Here is a 19449-nt window from a genome sequence, read left to right on the forward strand (position 1 = left end):
GCACGCCCCACGAGAATAGACGGGTAATGCGGTCTGCCGCCGCGCAGCGGGAAGTCAGACAGATCCGGCCCTGCTCCTGGTGGAGTGCAGGGCCGGATCCATTGCTGCGTGCTGCGGAGAGGGCAGGATTCGAACCTGCGTGGACCTTTGCGGGCCCGACCTTGCTTGCGCGCGGTCCCCGATAAACCACTCCGGGCACCTCTCCGTGTTCCCGGCCCGGTTTCCCGTCCCGTTCACAGTGAAGAGTCTGCCAGAGGGGCCTGACATGGCCCTGACGTCCCGCTGATGGTGCGCCGGCCCGGTCCGCCCCGGCCCGGCGCACCCTCACATGCGCCGCAGGCCCGCGTACTGGAGCGCCCCCATGGCCGCCACCACCAGGCCCTGGAACACGATCCATCCGTTGCCGATGCCCGTCGCGCTCAGCGAGTCCATGGCGACCGTCGCGACGCTGAGCACGGCCCAGGCCACGTTCATGGTGATGATGACCGAGACCGCGCCGCGGTTGATGTTCTCCTGGCGGGAGACGACCAGCACCCACAGGGCGTACACGGTGAGGAACACGCCCACCGGGTACTGCACCGCGAGGCGCACTCCCAGGAACGAGTCCAGGACCGTGGCGAGTGCGAGGTACCCGATGCCGTTCGCACCGGTGAGGACCACGTCCGCCACGAGGGCGAACCGCAGGAGGCTGTCGGAACGGGCGGCACCCGTCGCCGGGACCGTACCCGCGTTCTGGGACGACGTCATGAGGTCTTCCTTTCGTTGTCGTGCTGCTGATCCGGAGGTGTGTGCAGGGTGGAGCCGGCCGTGCCCCCGGCGTCGGGGAGCACCGGGGTGGGTGAACCGAGGAGGACCCGGGTCTCGGTGTTCGCCGGAAGGAACGATTCGAGTGCGATGCCGCTCAGCGGACCGCAGGGGAGATCGGAGAACAGGGTGCCGGGGCGCTCCCCGAACGAGGTGACGATGTGGAAGAAGGTCAGGAGGCGCCCGTCCCGGTTCAGTTCGATGGGGAGAAGCAGCCGGTCCGCCTCGCCGGAATCATTGAATTCAGATTCCTCGGAGGCGGACAATTTCGCGCCCCGCGCCTCCGGAAGACCTTCTATGGACGCTTCCAATTCGCGCAGGCGGGCGTCCCCGGTGATTTCGCTCCAGCGCCGGAGCATGCGTATGACGTGGTAACGAACCTGGGCGAGATTGGTCAGGTGAGGCGCCAGTCCATCCGGGTGCAGAATGATGCGGAGGAAATTGGCGGGTGCCAGGAGGTGACCCGGGACGTCGCTCATCAGCATTTCCATCGTGTGATTGAGAGCCACGATGTTCCAGCAGCTGTCGGTGACCATGGCCGGATACGGTTCATGACCGGTCAGCACCTTCTCCAGGACCGGGCGGACGTCATCCGGCAGCGGAGGCACGCTGTCGTACCAGCGCAGCCTTCCCGCCGCGCTCGCACGGGCGACGAGTTGCTGTCGGTGCGCGGGCGGCAGTCCGAGCGCCTGGGCGATGTGGAGAACCGTCTCGGCGTCGGGGGTCTGCTCGCAGGCCTCGATCCGCCTCAGGTGGTTCAGGGAAAAGCCGGCCCGCTCGGCAAGCATCTGCTTGCTGAGCGATTTCTGGCGCCGCAGGTCACGCAGAAGCAGCCCCAGGACGCCGTCGTCTTCGGAGGAACGCATGCCCATACGGGGACGGTAATGACCGGCGCGCGGCCATCTCAATTACCTCTCAGGTAATCGTCGTCCGCTCGGTCGTGGGAGTTCGGACCCGCTCGGCGGCACCGGCTCCGGTTCCTTGCTCCGTCGCCGGATGGCGCCGCCTCGTACCGCGGTGACCGGGGCCGGAACAGGCGGGAGCCGGCCCGTTCGCGGTGATGGGCTCGCGAGTCCGTGCCGGACCCGTCCGCCGCAGCCGGAAAGCGGCCGGAAAGCAGCCGGAATGCGGCTGGAAATCGGCCGGGGAACAGCAGAAAAAGGGAAGCCGCGAAAGCGGCTCCCCTTCTCGGTCCCATGGTGTCACCGGGCGACGTCCGCGGCACTCCCGGCGCCGACCGCCTCCGCGATCATCCGCTCCATGGGGACGGCGCCGACCCGCCCCGAGACCAGGAAAGCGAACACCGGCGTCGCCACCATGATCACCGTGCCGAGCCACACCATCGTGTCCACCGGAACCGTGTAGGCGCCCACGGTCCGCACGACGCACTCACCCAGCAGCGCCGCGCCCCACACCGCCGAGAACCGCATCTCCGCCCGCCGGAACGCCGCCGACTCCACCGAAAGCCGTTGCCAGGCGGTGCCCTTGGCCGCGTCACCCTTGACCAGCCACGGCCGCATGCCCGCGCTCATCATCGGCTGCCCCTTCAGTACGGTCACCAGGACGACGATCCCGATGATGCTGCTCACCCCGCTGTCCTTGGCGAGCATCAGCCGCGGGTCACCGACCACCAGGCTCGTCAGCAGCGCGACCGTGTTGACCGTCACCATCAGCGCCGCCGGCCCGTTGAGGCGACGCCCGCGCACCACGCCCCACACGGTGCGCACGGCCGGCAGCACGCTGCTCCAGGCCGGCGCGGGGAACGTGCCCGTGCCCGCCGCCTTCAACGCGTAGTACGGGACGAGCGGCACCCCCACATCCACGAGCAGCGGCACCATGCTGTCCAGCAGCGTCTTGCGAGGAGCGAAGGGGGCGGCGGCCGGAGCATCTGCGACAGGGGTGGTGGCCGTGGCTGCCGGGCTGGTCATGAAGGGTTCCTCTCCCGTGTGGGCGGGCACCTTCGCGGCCCCGCTCCCGATACGTACGGACTGGCCGCCGGGCCCCGTTGCCCGGCAGGGCCGCGGGTACCGAGGTCCGTACGACGAATGTCAGCCGTCGCCTATGACACGGCCGCCGGCCGCAGCCGGCGCACCGGGCCATGAGCGCACGGAGGTCCGAGCGGCCGGGGATCCCGGCTGCCGTGCGCCAGGCCGTAACTCGCTCGCCGCACCCGGCCGGCCGATGCTGTGATGGGGTCATGACCGCCCCGACCAGGCCACAGCACGAGATCCGCGCCCAGTACACGGACACGACCATCACCGTCTACCAGGCGTACGCCCCGCACATCGGCGGTCCCGCCGCGCGCGACGGGCGCTTCCCGGACGTCTGGAAGCGCGACCGCATGACATGGATCAAGCCGAGCTTCCTGTGGATGATGTACCGCTGCGGCTGGGCCACGAAGGAGGGCCAGGAGACCGTCCTGGCCGTCGAGATCACCCGCGAGGGCTTCGACTGGGCCCTGGCCGGCTCCGAACTGTCCCACTACGTGCGGAAGGTCCACCCCGACCGGGCCGCCTGGCAGCGCAGCCTGCGCCGGAGCCCGGCCCGCGTCCAGTGGGACCCCGAGCGCGATCTCCGCCTCGACCGGCTCCCGTACCGCTCCCTCCAGCTCGGGCTCTCCGGCGAGGCGGCGCGGCGTTACGCGGACGAGTGGACGGTGTCCATCACCGACGTCACCCCGCTCGCCCGGCGGATCCATGAACGGGTGTCGGCCGGGCGGCTCGACGACGCGGCGGAACTCCTGCCGCCCGAGTCGCCCTATCCGTCGGCCGACGCCCCGCTCCCCGTGGGGGCCGTGATCTGACCCGTGACCCCGGCAGAAGAGTTAATGCCCGATAAATAACATATATAGCGATACGCTCCGCGCATGAGCCCCCATGCCATCTCCCTGGCGGCAACCGGCCTGAAGATCGACTGGACCAGGATGCCGACGTACAACACGATCATGTCGGTGGCCGCCGGTGCCGGGCTGTTGCTGGTGGTGGTGCTGGGGCGTCAGCTCCTCATGCCCGGACGCACCATCACCCCCGAGGGCTGGGTGCTGGCTTTCGGGGCCATCGGCTTCACCCTGGTGACCACCGGCCTCCATATGACCCTGACCTGGCCGCTGGCCGGACAGGGCTTCCCGTTCGACAACGTCATCTTCGGCGAGCCGGCACTCGCCTTCGGTGTCTTCCTTCTCGCCGCGAGCTTCTACCTCTGGAAACGCGGCGCCGAACTCAACAGCGCCGATCGCATCGTCCGCACGGCCCGCGTCGCCCTGCCCATCTCCGTCTTCGTGTTCGGCCTCGGGCTCGCCTGTTTCGGGATCGCCGCCGCGGGCTGGAAGTACACCCTCTTCGCCGCGCCGCCGGAGGAACCCATCTCCGGGGAGTTCGCGAAGTGGCCGGTGCTGGAAGCGAGCTTCATGTCCGGGCTCTACGTCCTGGTGGGCATCGGCGCGCTCCTGTTCCCGTTCGCGCTGCGTCGGCCCAGAAGCTGGAAGAGCCCGGTCATCGGGGTCGTCTGGGGTCTGGCCGGACTGGCGTTCCTGCTCTTCGGGGGGCTGAACTACTTCACCCACATCGGACTCATCGTCAACACCATGTGAACCGCCCCCGATGCCGTTCGGGCAGCGGGCCGGGGCCGGGCGGCGCTGCGAAGAGCGCCCGGCGCACACCCTCCTCGCAGCGACGCTCCGCAGGAGGCCGCCGCCTTCACGGCGAACGCACCGTCCCGCTCGTGCCCGCCGGATCCGCCCACCCCGTCACGGCCACCACCTCGCGCGCGATGTCCGTGACCTTCCTGCCGTCCGTCGCCAGCCGGACCGTGTCCGCCGGTGAACGTTCGTCCAGGAGACGGGCCTTGCGGACGCTGTTCGCCACCTCGCGGTCGAGTTCCGAACCGATCTCCCGGCCCGCGAGCCGGCCGTACGTCGTGGTGTCGGAGGCGGTGAGCAGGACCCGGATGATCCGTACGTCCGCACCCATCGCATGCTCGAACATCGCCGCCGACTCCGGCAGCACGCTCACCGTGTTCGTATAGATCAGGCGCCGGTGGCCGAGGTCCGCGAAGTTGGACCAGACCGCCGTCAGGTTGCGCTCGGTGATTCCCGCCCGGTGCGGATCGCCCTCCGGCGCCGGATGGACCTGGCCCATCAGATCGCCCTCCACCACCGCGTGCGCCGCCTCGACGGCCCGCAGCTGCGCCGAGACCTCCCAGGCCACCGTCGACTTGCCTACGCCCGCGCGCCCGCCGATGAGCAGTACCTCTGCGTGATCCATGTCGGCAGGGTGCCAGCCCATGGGGTCTCCCGTGATCCGATTGCGCGGGCGCGCCGGGCGGGGCCGCCCGAACGCGCCCGCCCGAGCCGCGCGGCATACCGCGTACGGAGTACGGCGGACGGACGCCGTACGCCGCAAGGAGGCGGGAGAGTTCCGCCCTGGCGGCTGCCCTCACACGGCGAACGCCCGCTTAGAGTCGGAACCATGGAGAGCCCTGATGCGCGTACGTCCCGGTGGTGGCGACCGCCTCCCCGTAAACGCGGCCGATGGGCCGCGGCACTCGCGGTGCTCGTCGTGCTGGCCGGTGCGGGGGTCTGGACCGCCGCGGCCGACGACGGCGGGCCCGCCGTGCACCGCCAGGACCGGATGATGCGGATCGACGGGGTGTCCATCGACACCTCGTACTTCACCACCGGGGGCACGGAACGCCGGCCGGCCGTGCTCATCGGGCACGGGTTCGGCGGCGGCAAGAACGACGTGCGGGCGCAGGCCGAGCAGCTGGCCGGTGCCGGGTACGCCGTGCTGACCTGGTCCGCCCGCGGGTTCGGGAAGTCGGGCGGAAAGATCTCGCTCAACGCCCCCGACCGCGAGGTCGAGGACGTGTCCCGGCTGATCGACTGGCTGGCGGACCGGCCCGAGGTGGAGCTCGACGCAAAGGGCGACCCGCGGGTCGGGGTCACCGGGGCCTCCTACGGCGGAGCCGTCTCGCTCCTCGCCGCCGGGTACGACAAGCGCGTCGACGCCATCGCACCGCAGATCACCTACTGGAACCTGGCCGACGCGCTGTTCCCCGACGGGGTCTTCAAGAAGCTCTGGGCCGGAATCTTCATCACCACCGGCGGCGGCTGCCAGAAGTTCGAGCAGCGGCTCTGCGCGATGTACGAACGGGTCGCCGCCGACGGAAGGCCGGACGCCGCCGCGCGTGCGCTGCTGAGTGAGCGTTCCCCGAGCGCCGTCGCCGACCGCATCAAGGTTCCCGCGCTCATCGTCCAGGGTCAGAGCGACTCCCTCTTTCCGCTCGGCCAGGCCGACGCCATGGCCAGGGCGATCAGCGGCAACGGCGCACCGGTCGCCGTCGACTGGATCGCCGGCGGGCACGACAGCGGTGAGACGGAGACCGACCGGGTGCGGCAGCGGATCGCCGGTTGGTTCGACCGTTACCTGAAGGGCGACAAGGGTGCCGACACCGGCCCGGGATTCCGCGTCACCCGGACCGGCGGCGTCGACTCCACCGACGGGGCGGTACTCACCCGAGGGGCCACCAGCGATACGTACCCGGGGCTGACCGGCGGCGGTGAGACCTTCGACCTCGGGCATCGGACCCGGACGTTCCGTAACCCTGCCGGGGCCAACCCGCCCGCCGTCTCCGCCGTTCCCGGCATCGGCGGCGGTCTCTCCCGGCTGTCCTCCCTCGGCGTCGGCCTCTCGATCGACTTCCCCGGACAGTTCGCCCGCTTCGACTCGGCCCCGCTGGACACGTCCCTGCGCGTCACCGGTTCCCCGACCGTGCGGGTCCGCGTCGACGCGGGGCGCGGCGACGCCGTGCTGTTCGGCAAGGTGTACGACGTGTCGCCGGACGGCAGGCAGCAGGTGCTGCCCTCCCAGCTGGTCGCACCCTTCCGGATCACCCCGGACCGACAGGGCGGACCCGTGACCCTGACCCTGCCCGCCATCGACCACTCGTTCGACGCGGGACACCGGCTCCGCCTGGTCCTCTCCGCCACCGACCTCGGCTACGCCTCACCGGCCGAGCCGACGACGTACAAGGTCACCACCCTCGGCCCGCTGACCGTCCCCACCGTCCCCGCGCTGAGGACCGCGCCGGCCACCCTGCCCTGGTGGACCTGGGGGCTCCCGGCCGCCGCCCTCGTGATCGCCGCCCTGCTGCTGCTCACCGCCCGCCGCCGCACCGCCACCCCCGCACCCGATCCGGCACTCGCCGAGGTTCCCCTCCAGATCACCGGCCTGTCGAAGAAGTACGTCAGTTCCGCCGGCCTTCCCCGAGCTCTCAGCTTCGTTCGAGCAGGGGAGGCCCCATTCGCCGTGAAGGAACTGTCCTTCCGGGTCGAGAAGGGACAGGTGCTCGGGCTCCTCGGACCCAACGGCGCGGGCAAGACCACGACCCTGCGCATGCTGATGGGCCTCATCACGCCCGACGACGGCGAGATCCGCGTCTTCGGGCAGGCCATCCGGCCGGGCGCGCCCGTGCTGTCGCGCGTCGGTTCGTTCGTCGAGGGCGCAGGCTTCCTGCCGCACCTGTCCGGACGCGCCAACCTGGAGCTGTACTGGCAGGCCACGGGGCGCCCCGCCGAGGACGCGCACATCGAGGAGGCCCTGGAGATCGCCGGTCTCGGCGACGCCCTGGCCCGTGCCGTCCGTACGTACTCGCAGGGCATGCGGCAACGGCTCGCCATCGCCCAGGCCATGCTCGGCCTGCCGGACCTGCTCATCCTCGACGAACCGACCAATGGACTCGACCCGCCCCAGATCCGGGAGATGCGCGACGTGATGATCCGGTACGCGGCCGGGGGCCGGACCGTCATCGTCTCCAGCCACCTCCTGTCCGAGGTCGAACAGTCCTGCACCCACCTCGTGGTCATGGACCGCGGCCGGCTCGTCCAGGCGGGGCCCGTCGCCGAGATCACCGGCTCCGGCGACATGCTGCTCGTCACCAGCGCGCAGGACGTGGCCGAACCCCTCGTGGAGAAGGTGGCGGCGCTGCCGGGGATCGGCTCGGCCGTCCGTACGGACGGCGGACGCGGGCTGCTCGTCCGGCTCGACGGAGCCACCTCGTCCGAGCTGATCGCCGAACTGGTCCGGCTGGACGTGCCCTTGACCGGTGTCGGCCCCCACCGCCGCCTGGAGGACGCGTTCCTCACCCTGATCTCCGGAGGCTCCGCATGAGTGCCGCAGCCGATCCCACCGAAGCCGCCGGGGCCCCGGGCTACCGCGCCCGGCGCACCCTGCCGCTGCGCGTCGAGGCGGTACGTCAGCTGCGCAGGCGCCGCACCCTGCTCATGGGCGGGGTCCTGGCCGCGCTGCCGTTCATCCTGATCGCCGCGTTCGCGATCGGCGGCACGCCGTCCTCACGGGGCGGCGGCGACCGGATCACGCTGATGGACACCGCGACCGCGTCCGCCGCGAACTTCGCCGCGACCTGTCTGTTCGTCTCCGCCGGGTTCCTGCTCGTCGTACCGGTGGCACTGTTCTGCGGGGACACCGTCGCCTCCGAGGCCAGTTGGTCGTCGCTGCGCTACCTGCTGGCGGCGCCCGTGCCACGGGCCAGACTGCTGTGGAGCAAGCTCGTCGTGGCGCTCGGCTTCAGCCTGGCCGCGATGGTGCTGCTGCCGCTGGTCGCACTGGCCGCGGGAGCCGCCGCGTACGGATGGGGGCCGCTCGAACTACCCACCGGCGGCGTGCTCGCGACCTCGGCCACCGTGCCGCGTCTCGTCCTCGTCGTCGCGTTCGTCTTCGTCTCCCAACTCGTCACCGCCGGGCTGGCGTTCTGGCTGTCGACGAAGACCGACGCCCCGCTGGGCGCGGTCGGCGGCGCGGTCGGACTGACCATCGTCGGCAATGTGCTGGACGCCGTCACCGCGCTCGGCTCCTGGCGCGAATTCCTCCCCGCGCACTGGCAGTTCGCCTGGGCGGACGCGCTCCAGCCCGATCTGGAATGGGGCGGCATGGCGAAGGGCGCGGCGATCTCGGTGACGTATGCCCTGATCCTGTTCGCCTTCGCCTTCCGGGGGTTCAGTCGTAAGGACATCGTGTCCTGAGCTGGACATTCCGCCGATTCCCCGGTCTCCGTTGCCGCATCGAGATTCATCCGCAACGTCCTCGTCTGCTCCTCGGCACCGTCTCGCACGTCACATTCACAAGTGCCGACACGACGACGTTGGGGGCCGGGCATGGAACGCCGGACCGGGAAGTACGAGGTGAAGTACGTACGGACATGGCAACGGGCACTCGGTGGGCTGCTGGTGGGCGGGGCGCAGTCATCCTCGAACGCATCGGCACCGCCCGCCGCGAGTACGGCCCCACCCTCTTCGGCGTCGGTGTGGGCGGTCGCCGACGAGGACTTCCGCAACGACCGCGCCGACGGGGAGAGGTCGGCCCCGGTCACACGGTGACCGCGCTCTACGCCGTGCGCCTCAGGGACGGCGCCGACGGGCATGTGGCCACCGCGACCGTGCGCCGGCTGGACCCCGAAACCCGGGCACCGCACGAGCAGACGGGTTCGGTCGGGACGGACGCGATCGGGGGGCCGCTGTGGGACGACGTCGGCAAACGGCTCCAAGTGACCGCGGTAGCCGCCTACTTCGCCGACGCACTGCGTGGCGGCAGGCTGCCGGGCGCGCCCGGCCTCGGAGAACTCGCCACGCGGGCGGACGGGCTGGCATCCGCGGCCGAGGACGATTCGGTACGGAGGCCGGCGACCGCGATCGGACAGACGGACCGGCTGAAGGGCGGCATGGACGGCGACGGGTCCGGTGGCGCGCAGGAGGGCGAGATGGACTGACCGGGGGAGCCGGGAGGAGTTGCCGGCCCGCCGAACGGCCTCGTGGACCGGGGAACGGCCCCCGGGAGCGGCGCCGGTCGCACAGACCTGCGAAAGTCGGCTGTGCGGCCTGCTCACCGACGCCATGATGGGCACCATGTCCTCCCTGTTCCTGGCGCTCGCCGTGATCACGACCGGCCTCTACGCCGGATTCCTGCTGACGTTCCTGATCGCGATCATGCCCGGCATCGCGGTACTGCCCGACGAGCGGTTCACGGCCGCGATGCGCCGCTTCAACGAGAAGGTGCCCGGTCCGGTCTTCCTGGTCCTCTTCCTCGGTGTGATCGCCTTCCCGGCCGCCGCGGCCGTCGTCGGGGACGGCGGCCGCGGCCGACTGCTCGCCATGGCGGCGCTGGCCTGCGCGGTCGGCAGTCACCTGATCACGATCGCCGGGAACATCCCGTTGAACAAACGGCTCGCGGAGTCCGAGGGCGGTGACGACAGCGCGGCCCGCGCGGCGTTCGAGTCCCGCTGGAACAGCCTCCACCGTATCCGGACGGTCCTGTCCCTGGCCGCGTTCGCGCTGCTGGCCGTGGCCGCCGCGTAGGACAGGGCCCCGCAAAGGACGGCGGGCCGGTTCCCTCCGGTGAAGGAACCGGCCCGCCGTGCGCCATGCGAGGTGGAAGACCTCGGTCGGCGGGACCATCGCCTCGTCAGCCTCGTCAGCCTCGTCAGCCTCGTCAGCCTCGTCAGCTTCGTCCGCCGCCGGCTGCAGAAAGCAGACGCGCTGCATCGTGTGGGCCCCTGTGTCCGCTCAGAAGTTGAACGTGTCGATGTTCTTCCGGTCGAAGACGGTCGGCTCGCCGAGGATGACCTCACCGTTCTTGCCGATCGTGTACTCACCGAGCTTTCCGGCCTTGAACTTCTCGCCCTCCGCGCCGCTGATCTGCCCCGACGCCAGCGCGGCGGCGGCGTACGAACCGAGATAACCCAGCTCCTGCGGGTTCCACAGCGAGAACTGCTCGACGGTGCCGTCCTTGACGTACTTGCGCATCTGGTTCGGTGTGCCCAGCCCGTTCAGCACGACCTTGCCCTTGTACGAGGAGTCGCTCAGGTAGCGGGCGGCGGCGGCGATGCCGACGGTGGTCGGCGAGATGATGCCCTTGAGGTCCGGGTACGCCTGCATCAGGCCCTGTGTCTGCTGGAACGACTTCTGGTCCGCGTCGTCCCCGTACGCCACCTTCACCAGCCGCATGTCCTTGTACTCGGGCAGCTTCAGCTCGTCCTTCATGAACTCGATCCAGGTGTTCTGGTTCGTGGCGTTCTGCGTGGCCGAGAGGATCGCGACCTTTCCCTTGTAGCCGATCTGTGCACCGAGGTGCTGGACCAGGCTGCGGCCGATGTCCTCCGAGCTCGCCTGGTTGATGAAGAGCTGGCGGCAGTCCTTCGCCGTGTCGGAGTCGTACGCGACGACCTTGATGCCCTTGCGCATGGCCTGCTTCAGCGGGCCGCACACCGCGTTCGGGTCGTTGGCCGCGACCAGGATCGCGTCCTGGCGCTGCTGGATCAGCGTGTTGATGTAACTGACCTGCGAGGAGGCGCTGGCGTCGGACGGGCCGACCTCCTTGCCCGTCCCGCCGTACTCCCCGGCGGCCGCGATGCCCGCGTCGTCGACGATCTTCTCGTACGGGTTGTTGATCTGCTTGGGCAGGAAGGCGAGCTTCAGACCCTTCTTCAGCGGCGCGTTCGGGTCCGCCCTCGCCGTGGTCCCGGCCTGAGCGGAGTCCTTGCCCGCGCTGTCCTTCGTCGTGCCGGAACAGGCGCAGAGCGCGAGAGCGAGCGAGACGGCGGTGGCGGCGGTCGCGACGGCGCGGCGCCCGGCGGCATTGCGGAGCATCATGGCGGCGATGTGCCTTTCGAAGAGGTACGGGGGCTCTCGGAGAGGTGCGGGGCTTTCGGAGAGGTGCGGGGAGAGGAACGAGGGGGTCAGGACCGCGCGTTCGCGGCGCGCCGGTGCCGTCGTTCGATGACGGAGGCGATCACCCGGGGCGTGAGGACGGACGCCACGAGCAGCAGACCGGTCACGATCACCTGCACCTCGTTGGCCACGTCATTGAGCGTCAGCAGGTTCTTCAGGATTCCGATCAGCAGCACCCCGGCGACCGCGCCGAAGAGCGTTCCCTTTCCGCCGTCGAAGTCGATGCCGCCGAGCAGCACGGAAGCGATGACGAGCATTTCGAATCCGAGACCGTTGTCGGCGCGGGCACTGCCGTACCGGAGGGCGAAGACGACACCGGTGAACGAGGCGAACAGCCCGGCCACGACGAACAGGAGCAGCTTGATCCGCTTGACCCTGATGCCCGCGAAGTACGCCGCCTCCTCCTGGGCGCCGATCGCGAACAGCGAACGGCCCGGCCCCGTGGCGTGCAGCACGATCGCCGTGATCACCGCGAGGACGATGAACAGCACGACGGGGTAGGTCAGGAAGGTGCCCGGCACGGTGGTGGTGTCGACGGCCCAGTCCGTGTACTTCTGCGGGAAGTCGGTCACCGCGTCGCTGCCGAGCGCCACCGACGCCAGACCGCGGTAGAGGGCCAGGGTGCCGATGGTGACGGCCAGCGACGGCAGCCCCACCCGGGTGACCAGCCAGCCGTTGAGCAGCCCTCCCGCCGCGCCCACCAGCAGCACGAGGGGCACGATCGCCTCGAACGCCCAGCCCGCGTTCCACAACGCACCGGTGAGCGCGCTGCCCAGGCCCAGCATGGAGGCGACGGACAGATCGACCTGACCGGCGACGACGAGCAGCGTCATCGGCAGGGCGAGCACGGCGACTTCGACGATGTCGTTCAAGGCGAAGGCGAGATTGCCCGCGGAGCCGAAGCCGTCCGTGGAGCCGAGTCCGATGACGAAGACCGCCACCAGGAGCACCCCGACCGCGGTGTCCCAGCGCAGTGCGGCACTTCGCAACGGACCGCCCCCGGTCCTCGGCTTCCTCGCGGCCCCCGGCCCGGCGGGCACCGCCTCTTGCGTCTCAGGCGCCGTTCCCATGGCGGGCGCTCCTCTTCCTCAGGGCGGCGGTCATCCGCAGGTTGACGATCCGGTCGACGCCGATGGCCAGCAGGAGCAGCGCACCGGTGATGGCGCCCTGCCAGAAGGCGTCGACCTTCAGGACGATCAGGACGCTGCCGATGGTGGTGAGCAGCAGGGCGCCCAGCGCCGCGCCCCAGACCGTTCCCGTGCCGCCGGTGATGGCGACGCCGCCGACGACGACGGCACTGACGACGGTCAACTCCCAGCCGTGCGCGTTGTCCGCGACGACCGTGCCGAAACGGGCCAGCCACAGGGCGCCGGCGAAGCCGGCGACGGCCCCGGAGAAGGCGTACGCGGCCAGGATCCGACGGCGGATCGGCACCCCGGCGAGCAGGGCGGCCTCCGGGTTCGAACCGATCGCGTACAGCTCCCGGCCGGAGCGGTAGCCGCGCAGGAAGTACGCGGTCGCGGCGAGCAGCACCAAGGCGATCAGGGGCAGATACGGTATCCCGATGACGCCGACGCTGCCGCTGCCGAACCCCAGGATCTGGTCCGGCACATCGGCGGCGCCGATCTGGTCGCCCTGGGCCCACCAGTAGTCGATGCCCTGAATGATGTAGAGCATGCCCAGCGTCACGACGAGCGCCGGGACCCTGCCGAAGCTGACCAGAGCGCCGGAGACGAGTCCGCAGACCACGCCGATGGCGACGCCGAGCAGCATCACGGTGAGCACGCCGTGGTCCGTCCCGGCGACGAACTTCCCGCAGGCGAAGGCGGAGAGGCCGACGACGGAGCCGACCGACAGATCGATGTTGCGGGTGATGACGACGGCCGACTGGCCGACCGCGAGCAGCACCAGGATCGAGGCGTTGAGCAACAGGTCCTTGATGCCCTGGTCGGACAGGAAGCGCGGGTTGGCGAGGTACGTTCCCAGGACGAGCAGGACCAGCGCCCCGGCGATGGAGAACTCACGGGCCCGGAAGACCGCGTCCACGAGCGAGGCGGCGCTGCGGGCCGGGGCCTCGGCGCGGCTGTCCCGCGGGGATTCGACGGTGGTGGTCATGCCGCCGTCCTCCCGCCCACGCCGGTCGCCGCTGCCATGACCGTCTCCTCGGTGGCGCCCCCGCGCGGGAGTTCGGCCACGAGCCGGCCCTCGCGCATCACGAGCACCCGGTCGGCCATCCCGATCACCTCGGGCAGATCGGAGGAGATCATCAGCACCGCGAGCCCGTCGGCGGCCAACGAGGAGAGCAGCCGGTGCACTTCGGCCTTGGTGCCGACATCGATGCCACGGGTCGGCTCGTCGACGATGAGGACGGACGGTTCGGTCGCGAGCCACTTGGCGAGCACGACCTTCTGCTGGTTGCCGCCGGACAGTACGCCGACCGCGTCGGCCAGCCGGCTGTACTTCAACTGGAGGCGTACGGCCCAGTCGGCGGCCCTCTCGTGTTCCAGGGCACGGCGGACGAGGCCGCCCCTGCGGAGCTCGCCGAGGCCGGTGAGCCCGATGTTGCGTTCGATGGACAGCTCCATGACCAGCCCGCGCTGACGACGGTCCTCGGGCACGAGCGCGAGTCCGGCGGCCATCGCTGCGGCCGGCGACCCCGGCCGCAGCACGGTGCCGGCCACTCGCACCTCCCCGGCGTCCGCCCGGTCGACGCCGAAGACCGCCTGGGCGACCTCGGTCCTGCCGGCACCGACGAGCCCGGCGAGCGCGACGATCTCGCCACGCCGGACCTCGAACGACACATCGCGGAAGACACCTTCGCGGGTCAGGCGGCCGACGGACAGGGCGACGTCGCCGACCGCCGCGTCCTGCTTCGGATAGAGGTCCTCCAGATCGCGTCCGACCATCCGTCGCACCAGATCGTCCTCGGTGAGTCCGGTCAGCGGTCCGGAGGAGATCAGATGGCCGTCGCGCAGCGTCGTGACCCGCTCGCACAGCTCGAAGATCTCGTCGAGCCGGTGCGAGATGAAGAGCACGGCCGCGCCCTGGTCGCGCAGTGTCCGCACGACGGAGAAGAGCCGGGCCGTCTCGCCGCCGGTGAGCGCGGCCGTCGGCTCGTCCATGATCAGGACCCGGGCGTCGAAGGAGAGCGCCTTGGCGATCTCGACGATCTGCTGGTCGGCGATGGAGAGCCCACGGGCCGGCCGGTCGGGCGACAGTTCGACACCGAGCCGGCGCATCAGTCCCTCGGTGGCCTCGCGCACGGCGCGGTGGTCGATCCGGCCGAGTCCGCGGCGGGGCTGGCGGCCCATGAAGATGTTCTCCGCGATCGACAGGCCGGGGAAGAGCGTCGGCTCCTGGTAGATCACGGCGATCCCGGCGGCGCGGGCGTCGGCGGGCCCGTGGAAGACGACGGGCCGACCGTCGAGCAACACCTGTCCGCCGTCCGGGCGATGCACTCCGGCGAGCGTCTTGATGAGGGTGGACTTGCCCGCGCCGTTCTCTCCGGCGAGCGCGTGGACCTCGCCGGGGCGCAGGGACAGGGACACGTCCTGAAGGGCACGTACGGCACCGAAGGACTTGCTCACGTCGCTCAGCGCCAGGACCGGGGCGGCCCGGTCCGTGGCCGGGGACGGGCCCGTGGCGGGCTGGTTCATGGGTGCTCCTCAGCGGTGGGATGCGTCGGCGGGACGCGGTGGCCCCCACGCCATGAAAGGTTTCAATGAGACAGCTCGGAAGCTAGACGGGGACTGCTCATGCAGTCAATGGGTCGGTGATGAGAACTTCTCGCGGTCGAGGGTGGGGAGTGGCGCGAACGAGAGTGACATCTGAAACGATTCAGGCTTTCGACGAATACCGCTCGTCATGGCTTCGGTCACTGCGACAGCGCCCGCTCGATGCCCGCCCGGACGAAGGAGCGCGCGAGGCGCCCTCGTTGGACGCGCCACCTCGGGGAGGCCGGGCGCGGGTCGGCTCCGTAGCGCCGGCGGTGGATGTCGGCGACGACCTCTGCGGGCGCACCCGACTCGGCCAGCACTTCCAGCGCCTCCCCCTTGGTGATGAGCCGCCCCTCCCGCAGGGTCACCGATGCCCGCGCGAGGGTCAGCAGTCCGTGGTCCACCCAGACATCGCGGAGCCAGAGGGACGGCTTGGCGCTCGCCGGATACCAGTAGTCCTTGAGATCGCTCCGGATGAACTCCGCCAGCTCCTGGTCGGACACCTCCGGGACGAGCCCGGCGGGTCCCGGGCCGAACAGCGACAGCCCGCCCGTACTGAGTTCCCGTCGGCCGACCGCGGTGACCGGCCGCTCGAACAGCCGCCCCTGTGCCCAGGTCACATGGTCGCGTCCCACCTCCGGGAGCATCGAACGCACCACGTAGGAGCAGTGCAGCAGCGAGGCCCCCGGCACATCCGCGATCAAGGTGCGGTGCAGAAGCCCGAGTTGCCGCCTCTGGGAGTCGCTGACCGCCGACGCCACGAGGGCCACGAGGTCGAGGTCGCTGCGTCCGTGCCGATAGTCCCCCAACGCCAGGGACCCGTGCACCCAGACCGCCTCCAGGGGCACGACACGACCGGCGTCGGCGATGAAGCGGTCCAGAAGCGGCCCGGCGGGCCGTTCCTCGTCGGCGTCCATGGAACCGACTATGGCACGGGGCACCCGGTGGCGCGGGGGTTACGGACGATCGGCTCGGCACGCACCCACCGGAACCGTCGGAGCAGGAGATCACGGGCGGGTTCGGTCGTGGCACACCTCCTTCTTCGCACGGTTGCAGCCGCCGGTCGCGTTCCTCAGTGGTCCGGCACCGGGTTCGCGCGTCAACTCCCATGAGGTGGAGGAGCTGTGACGGTCCATGCCGAGAACGCAACCCTCGGCCGTGCACGCCGGTCTGAGTCTGCACAGTGCCCGGTGCCCGGCGCACCGCACACCCCCCAACTCCGAACGAACGAAGGAGTCCACGTGGCACACCGTGCTCTCGGATCCACCGTGGCCCTCGCCATCACCGTGGCGACCGCCGTGATCACCCTCCCCACCGCCCAGGCATCGACGCCCGCCCCCGTCACGGCCTCGGCGTCCCCCGCGGGGGCCGTGCCCACCCCGGCCCCGCGACGCGACGACTTCAACGGCGACGGCTACCCGGACGTGGCGTTCACCGCGCCCGGTGCCACCGTCGGCGGGAAGGCCGGAGCCGGGTACGTGGGTGTGGTGTACGGCTCCAAGGCCGGTCTGCAGACCTCCACCAAGCAGGTCTTCACCCAGGACTCGCCCGGAATCCCGGACACCGCCGAGGCCGGTGACGCGTTCGGCAGCTCGATGGTCTCCGCGGACCTGGACCGGGACGGGTACAGCGACCTCGTGGTCGGCGCCGGGACCGAGAAGGTCGGCACGGCCGACGCCGCCGGTTCGCTCACCGTGATCTGGGGCGGCCCGCAGGGGCTGTCCGGTGGCGCGACCCTGCTGACCGGCGACGAGCGGTACGCGGGGATCGGCGCCAAGACCGTCGTCGGCGACTTCGACGGCGACGGAGCCATGGACATCGTCACCCTCGGCATGGGCGACCTGCACGTCCTGTCCGGCCCGTTCAAGCGCGACGGCAGCGCCGCGGCCCCCGTCCGGGTGATCCGGGACATGGACGATCTGCGCCATCTCGACTTCGCCGCAGGCGACTTCAACGGCGACGGCCGCGACGACCTGGCCGCCGTCGTCCACGACGGCGACGAGTTCGACGCCCGGCGCATCCTCATCCGCAACGGCGGAGCCAAGGGCCTCGCCGAGAAGTACACCGTCGTCAACCGGCCGAACGGCTTCCGTCTCCAGGGCGGCGAGACCATAGCGGCCGGACAGATCAACGGAGACAAGTACGCCGACCTCGTCGTGGGCCGCACGATCGAGGGCTACGACAGCGACCTGGACTATCCGCTCGCCCTCGGCGGCATGATCACCTACGTACCGGGCAGCGCCACCGGCCCACGGGGCGACCGGGCCAAGGTCTTCAACCAGGACACCGCCGGAGTCCCCGGTGCCGCCGAAGTCCACGACGGGTTCGGCGCGTCACTGTCGATCGGCGACGTGAACGGCGACGGCTACGGCGACATCGCCGTCGGCGTCCCCTACGAGGACCTGGGCAGGACGAAGAACGCCGGCTCCGTCCTGGTCCTGCCCGGCACCGCGTCCGGCCCCACCGGGAAGGGCACCGTGGGCTTCAACCAGGACACGCCGAGCGTCCCCGGCGTGGCGGAGGCGAACGACCAGTTCGGCGGAGCCGTCAAGCTGGTCGACGCCAACCGCGACGGCCGCGCCGAACTGGTCGTCGGCGCCCCCGGTGAGAACGCGGACGCGGGCTCCCTGTGGGTCTTCCCGGCCACCGCCTCCGGTGTGACGGCCAAGGGCTCGTTCACCTTCGGTCATGGCGCGCTGGGCACGGTGGCGAAGGCCGCGAAGCTGGGCTCCTCCTTCAACCGCTGACGGCCCGGAGCCCCGTCGTCGGACCGCCGCGCACCGCGTGGCGTCCGGCGACGGGGCCCGGCCCGGCGATCCGGTCGGGGTCGTGCATGCCGATGCGGGAGAGTGCGTCGCCGCACCGGCCGCGGTGCCCGACCCGTGCCGGGGCCCGGGGGCGCCGGCACACCGTGTGCGGGCTCCGTCCTGTCCGGTTCCGCGGTTGTGACGGCTTCGGCCCTGCGATCATGGCGACGAAGGCGGAACACACGGCCGAGGGGGGCACGGTGATTTCTGAACCGGAGATGGCGGGGGAGTTCGATTCGGTCGAGACCCGCGAGGTGATGGGCGGCTTCGACCGGGAACAGGCCGGGGGACGCCGGCGGCGAAGACCGTGGCTGTGGGCGCTGGGCGGCGCGGTGACGGCGTCGGCCCTCTGGGGGGCGGCGCTCTTCCTGCACGGCCCGGGCGATCGAGAGCCCGACACGCACGGATACCGGCTGGACCGGGACCCCTGCCCGTCCCTGCGGCTGAAGTCGATCGGCGCGGCGATCGCACCGAGGGAGCGCACCACCGTGGCCGACTCGGCGATGTTGCACCATGCCGTCCTCGACCAGACCCAGTGCTTCATCCCTCTTCGCTCCCGGACCCGGGGGGAGCGGGCCGGGAAGGGCTGGTCCCTCCACTACACCGTCGGAATCAAGGTGGAACTGCACAAGAAGACCGACCCCGCCCCGGAATTCGAGGCGCGGCGGCAGGTGACCGATCTCGGATTCGATCCCGGGGCGAAGCTGGAGACGGTTCCGGACCTCGGCGACAAGGCGTATCTGCTGACCGGGGACGACAGCGACGCGGAGCTGCGGGTGCTGGAGGGCGGAGCGGTCTTCTCGCTGAGCCTCTCCTCCTTCACGCAGTACCTGGGCGACGGCCCCGGCGAGGACGACGGCGAGGGCACGGCCGTCGGCGGTCCGGACAACACGGACCTTTCCCCGTACCAGTCGGCCATGATCAGTGACATGCGCGACCTGATGTCGAGCCTCAAGCGCTGAATCCGAGGCCGAACCCCGGGCGGACCACACCCTCACCGGCACGTCCGCAACGCCTTACGCCACCACTACGCCAAGCTCGCTAACGTGCCTCCGGCCGCGAGAAAAAAGGCCCTCCGGGCGGAGGGCCTCGTAGTCGTACGGGCAGAGCGCCCCCGGCAGGACTCGAACCTGCGGCCAAGCGCTTAGAAGGCGCCTGCTCTATCCACTGAGCTACGGGGGCCGGATGGTGGCCTCGGCGGCCTGGAGCCCTGAGGCCGGCCGGTCGGTGACCTGCCGGGACAAGGATAGGGCTCCGATCGCCTCGACCCGGTTGCTTCACCTGCGTGGCACGATGTGGAGGTTCGGTGAAGCGAACCGATAATCGCAGGTGGGTGGGATTCGCGCATCGCTTTTGACGCCTCGCGCCCCGGGTGTTGTGCACT

16 protein-coding genes, 2 tRNA genes and 1 pseudogene are annotated in these 19449 nt (G+C 70.7%); 8 read left to right on the top strand and 11 right to left on the bottom strand.

Translation table 11 applies throughout. From position 1 onward, the window contains the following. Positions 1 to 114: 114 nt before the first annotated feature. From ACIOHC_RS01665 to ACIOHC_RS01680, 4 genes are all read right to left on the bottom strand, one after another. A tRNA-OTHER gene (locus ACIOHC_RS01665) sits at positions 115 to 205 on the bottom strand. A 119-nt stretch (positions 206 to 324) separates the two neighbouring features. Next, positions 325 to 747 carry a hypothetical protein gene (locus ACIOHC_RS01670; protein WP_351080467.1) on the bottom strand — a complete coding sequence of 141 codons (423 nt, stop codon included), beginning with the start codon at positions 745 to 747 and terminating at the stop codon, positions 325 to 327. After that, positions 744 to 1676 carry a helix-turn-helix domain-containing protein gene (locus ACIOHC_RS01675; protein WP_365689613.1) on the bottom strand — a complete coding sequence of 311 codons (933 nt, stop codon included), beginning with the start codon at positions 1674 to 1676 and terminating at the stop codon, positions 744 to 746. Before ACIOHC_RS01675 ends, ACIOHC_RS01670 begins: the two co-directional genes overlap by 4 nt. A 330-nt stretch (positions 1677 to 2006) precedes the next feature. Beyond that, positions 2007 to 2732 carry a VC0807 family protein gene (locus ACIOHC_RS01680; protein ID WP_389635793.1) on the bottom strand — a complete coding sequence of 242 codons (726 nt, stop codon included), beginning with the start codon at positions 2730 to 2732 and terminating at the stop codon, positions 2007 to 2009. Positions 2733 to 3001: 269 nt separating this feature from the next. Between ACIOHC_RS01680 and ACIOHC_RS01685 the strand changes: the two genes are divergently transcribed. After that, a complete protein-coding gene (locus ACIOHC_RS01685; protein ID WP_351080463.1) occupies positions 3002 to 3607 on the top strand; it encodes a DUF4291 domain-containing protein in 606 nt (201 codons plus the stop codon). 63 nt (positions 3608 to 3670) lie between these two features. Then, entirely contained in the window at positions 3671 to 4393 is a 723-nt protein-coding gene (locus tag ACIOHC_RS01690; protein ID WP_351080461.1) for a DUF981 domain-containing protein, read from the top strand. Between the two features lie 106 nt (positions 4394 to 4499). Here ACIOHC_RS01690 and ACIOHC_RS01695 read toward each other — a convergent pair whose 3' ends face one another. Further along, entirely contained in the window at positions 4500 to 5066 is a 567-nt protein-coding gene (locus tag ACIOHC_RS01695) for an AAA family ATPase (RefSeq protein ID WP_351080460.1), read from the bottom strand. Between the two features lie 294 nt (positions 5067 to 5360). Between ACIOHC_RS01695 and ACIOHC_RS01700 the strand changes: the two genes are divergently transcribed. From ACIOHC_RS01700 to ACIOHC_RS01715, 4 genes and pseudogenes are all read left to right on the top strand, one after another. Then, the gene (locus tag ACIOHC_RS01700) at positions 5361 to 7970 is read left to right on the top strand and encodes an alpha/beta fold hydrolase (RefSeq protein WP_389635965.1); all 2610 of its coding nucleotides are present in this window, start codon (positions 5361 to 5363) and stop codon (positions 7968 to 7970) included. After that, positions 7967 to 8842 (top strand): ABC transporter permease, encoded by an 876-nt coding sequence (locus ACIOHC_RS01705; RefSeq protein WP_351080456.1) that lies wholly within the window; start codon positions 7967 to 7969, stop codon positions 8840 to 8842. The genes ACIOHC_RS01700 and ACIOHC_RS01705 overlap by 4 nt, the downstream gene beginning before the upstream one ends. A 288-nt stretch (positions 8843 to 9130) precedes the next feature. Next, a pseudogene (locus ACIOHC_RS01710) lies at positions 9131 to 9585 on the top strand (YfbK domain-containing protein); the annotation flags it as partial. 136 nt (positions 9586 to 9721) lie between these two features. Continuing rightward, entirely contained in the window at positions 9722 to 10171 is a 450-nt protein-coding gene (locus ACIOHC_RS01715; RefSeq protein ID WP_351080452.1) for an anthrone oxygenase family protein, read from the top strand. A 207-nt stretch (positions 10172 to 10378) separates the two neighbouring features. Here the strand turns inward: ACIOHC_RS01715 and rhaS are convergent, their stop codons facing one another. From rhaS to ACIOHC_RS01740, 5 genes are all read right to left on the bottom strand, one after another. Next, positions 10379 to 11464 (bottom strand): rhamnose ABC transporter substrate-binding protein, encoded by a 1086-nt coding sequence (gene rhaS / locus ACIOHC_RS01720; RefSeq protein ID WP_365689607.1) that lies wholly within the window; start codon positions 11462 to 11464, stop codon positions 10379 to 10381. Positions 11465 to 11550: 86 nt separating this feature from the next. Continuing rightward, a complete protein-coding gene (locus ACIOHC_RS01725) occupies positions 11551 to 12612 on the bottom strand; it encodes an ABC transporter permease (RefSeq protein WP_365689605.1) in 1062 nt (353 codons plus the stop codon). Then, positions 12596 to 13657 carry an ABC transporter permease gene (locus ACIOHC_RS01730; protein ID WP_351080446.1) on the bottom strand — a complete coding sequence of 354 codons (1062 nt, stop codon included), beginning with the start codon at positions 13655 to 13657 and terminating at the stop codon, positions 12596 to 12598. Before ACIOHC_RS01730 ends, ACIOHC_RS01725 begins: the two co-directional genes overlap by 17 nt. Beyond that, entirely contained in the window at positions 13654 to 15198 is a 1545-nt protein-coding gene (locus ACIOHC_RS01735; protein WP_389635789.1) for a sugar ABC transporter ATP-binding protein, read from the bottom strand. The genes ACIOHC_RS01730 and ACIOHC_RS01735 overlap by 4 nt, the downstream gene beginning before the upstream one ends. Before the next feature lie 218 nt (positions 15199 to 15416). After that, on the bottom strand, positions 15417 to 16175 hold the full coding sequence (locus ACIOHC_RS01740; RefSeq protein ID WP_351080442.1) for a nucleotidyltransferase: 759 nt from the start codon (positions 16173 to 16175) through the stop codon (positions 15417 to 15419). Positions 16176 to 16499: 324 nt separating this feature from the next. On the opposite strand from ACIOHC_RS01740, the gene ACIOHC_RS01745 reads away from it, so the two are divergent. Then, the gene (locus tag ACIOHC_RS01745) at positions 16500 to 18005 is read left to right on the top strand and encodes an FG-GAP and VCBS repeat-containing protein (protein ID WP_389635787.1); all 1506 of its coding nucleotides are present in this window, start codon (positions 16500 to 16502) and stop codon (positions 18003 to 18005) included. Positions 18006 to 18265: 260 nt separating this feature from the next. Then, positions 18266 to 19027, top strand: a complete 762-nt coding sequence (locus tag ACIOHC_RS01750) for a hypothetical protein (protein ID WP_351080438.1) — start codon at positions 18266 to 18268, stop codon at positions 19025 to 19027. A 147-nt stretch (positions 19028 to 19174) separates the two neighbouring features. On the opposite strand, the gene ACIOHC_RS01755 is transcribed toward ACIOHC_RS01750, so the two are convergent. Next, a tRNA-Arg gene (locus ACIOHC_RS01755) sits at positions 19175 to 19247 on the bottom strand. Positions 19248 to 19449 lie beyond the last annotated feature (202 nt).

This window comes from Streptomyces sp. NPDC088252 (assembly GCF_044740965.1).
GTDB lineage: Bacteria > Actinomycetota > Actinomycetes > Streptomycetales > Streptomycetaceae > Streptomyces.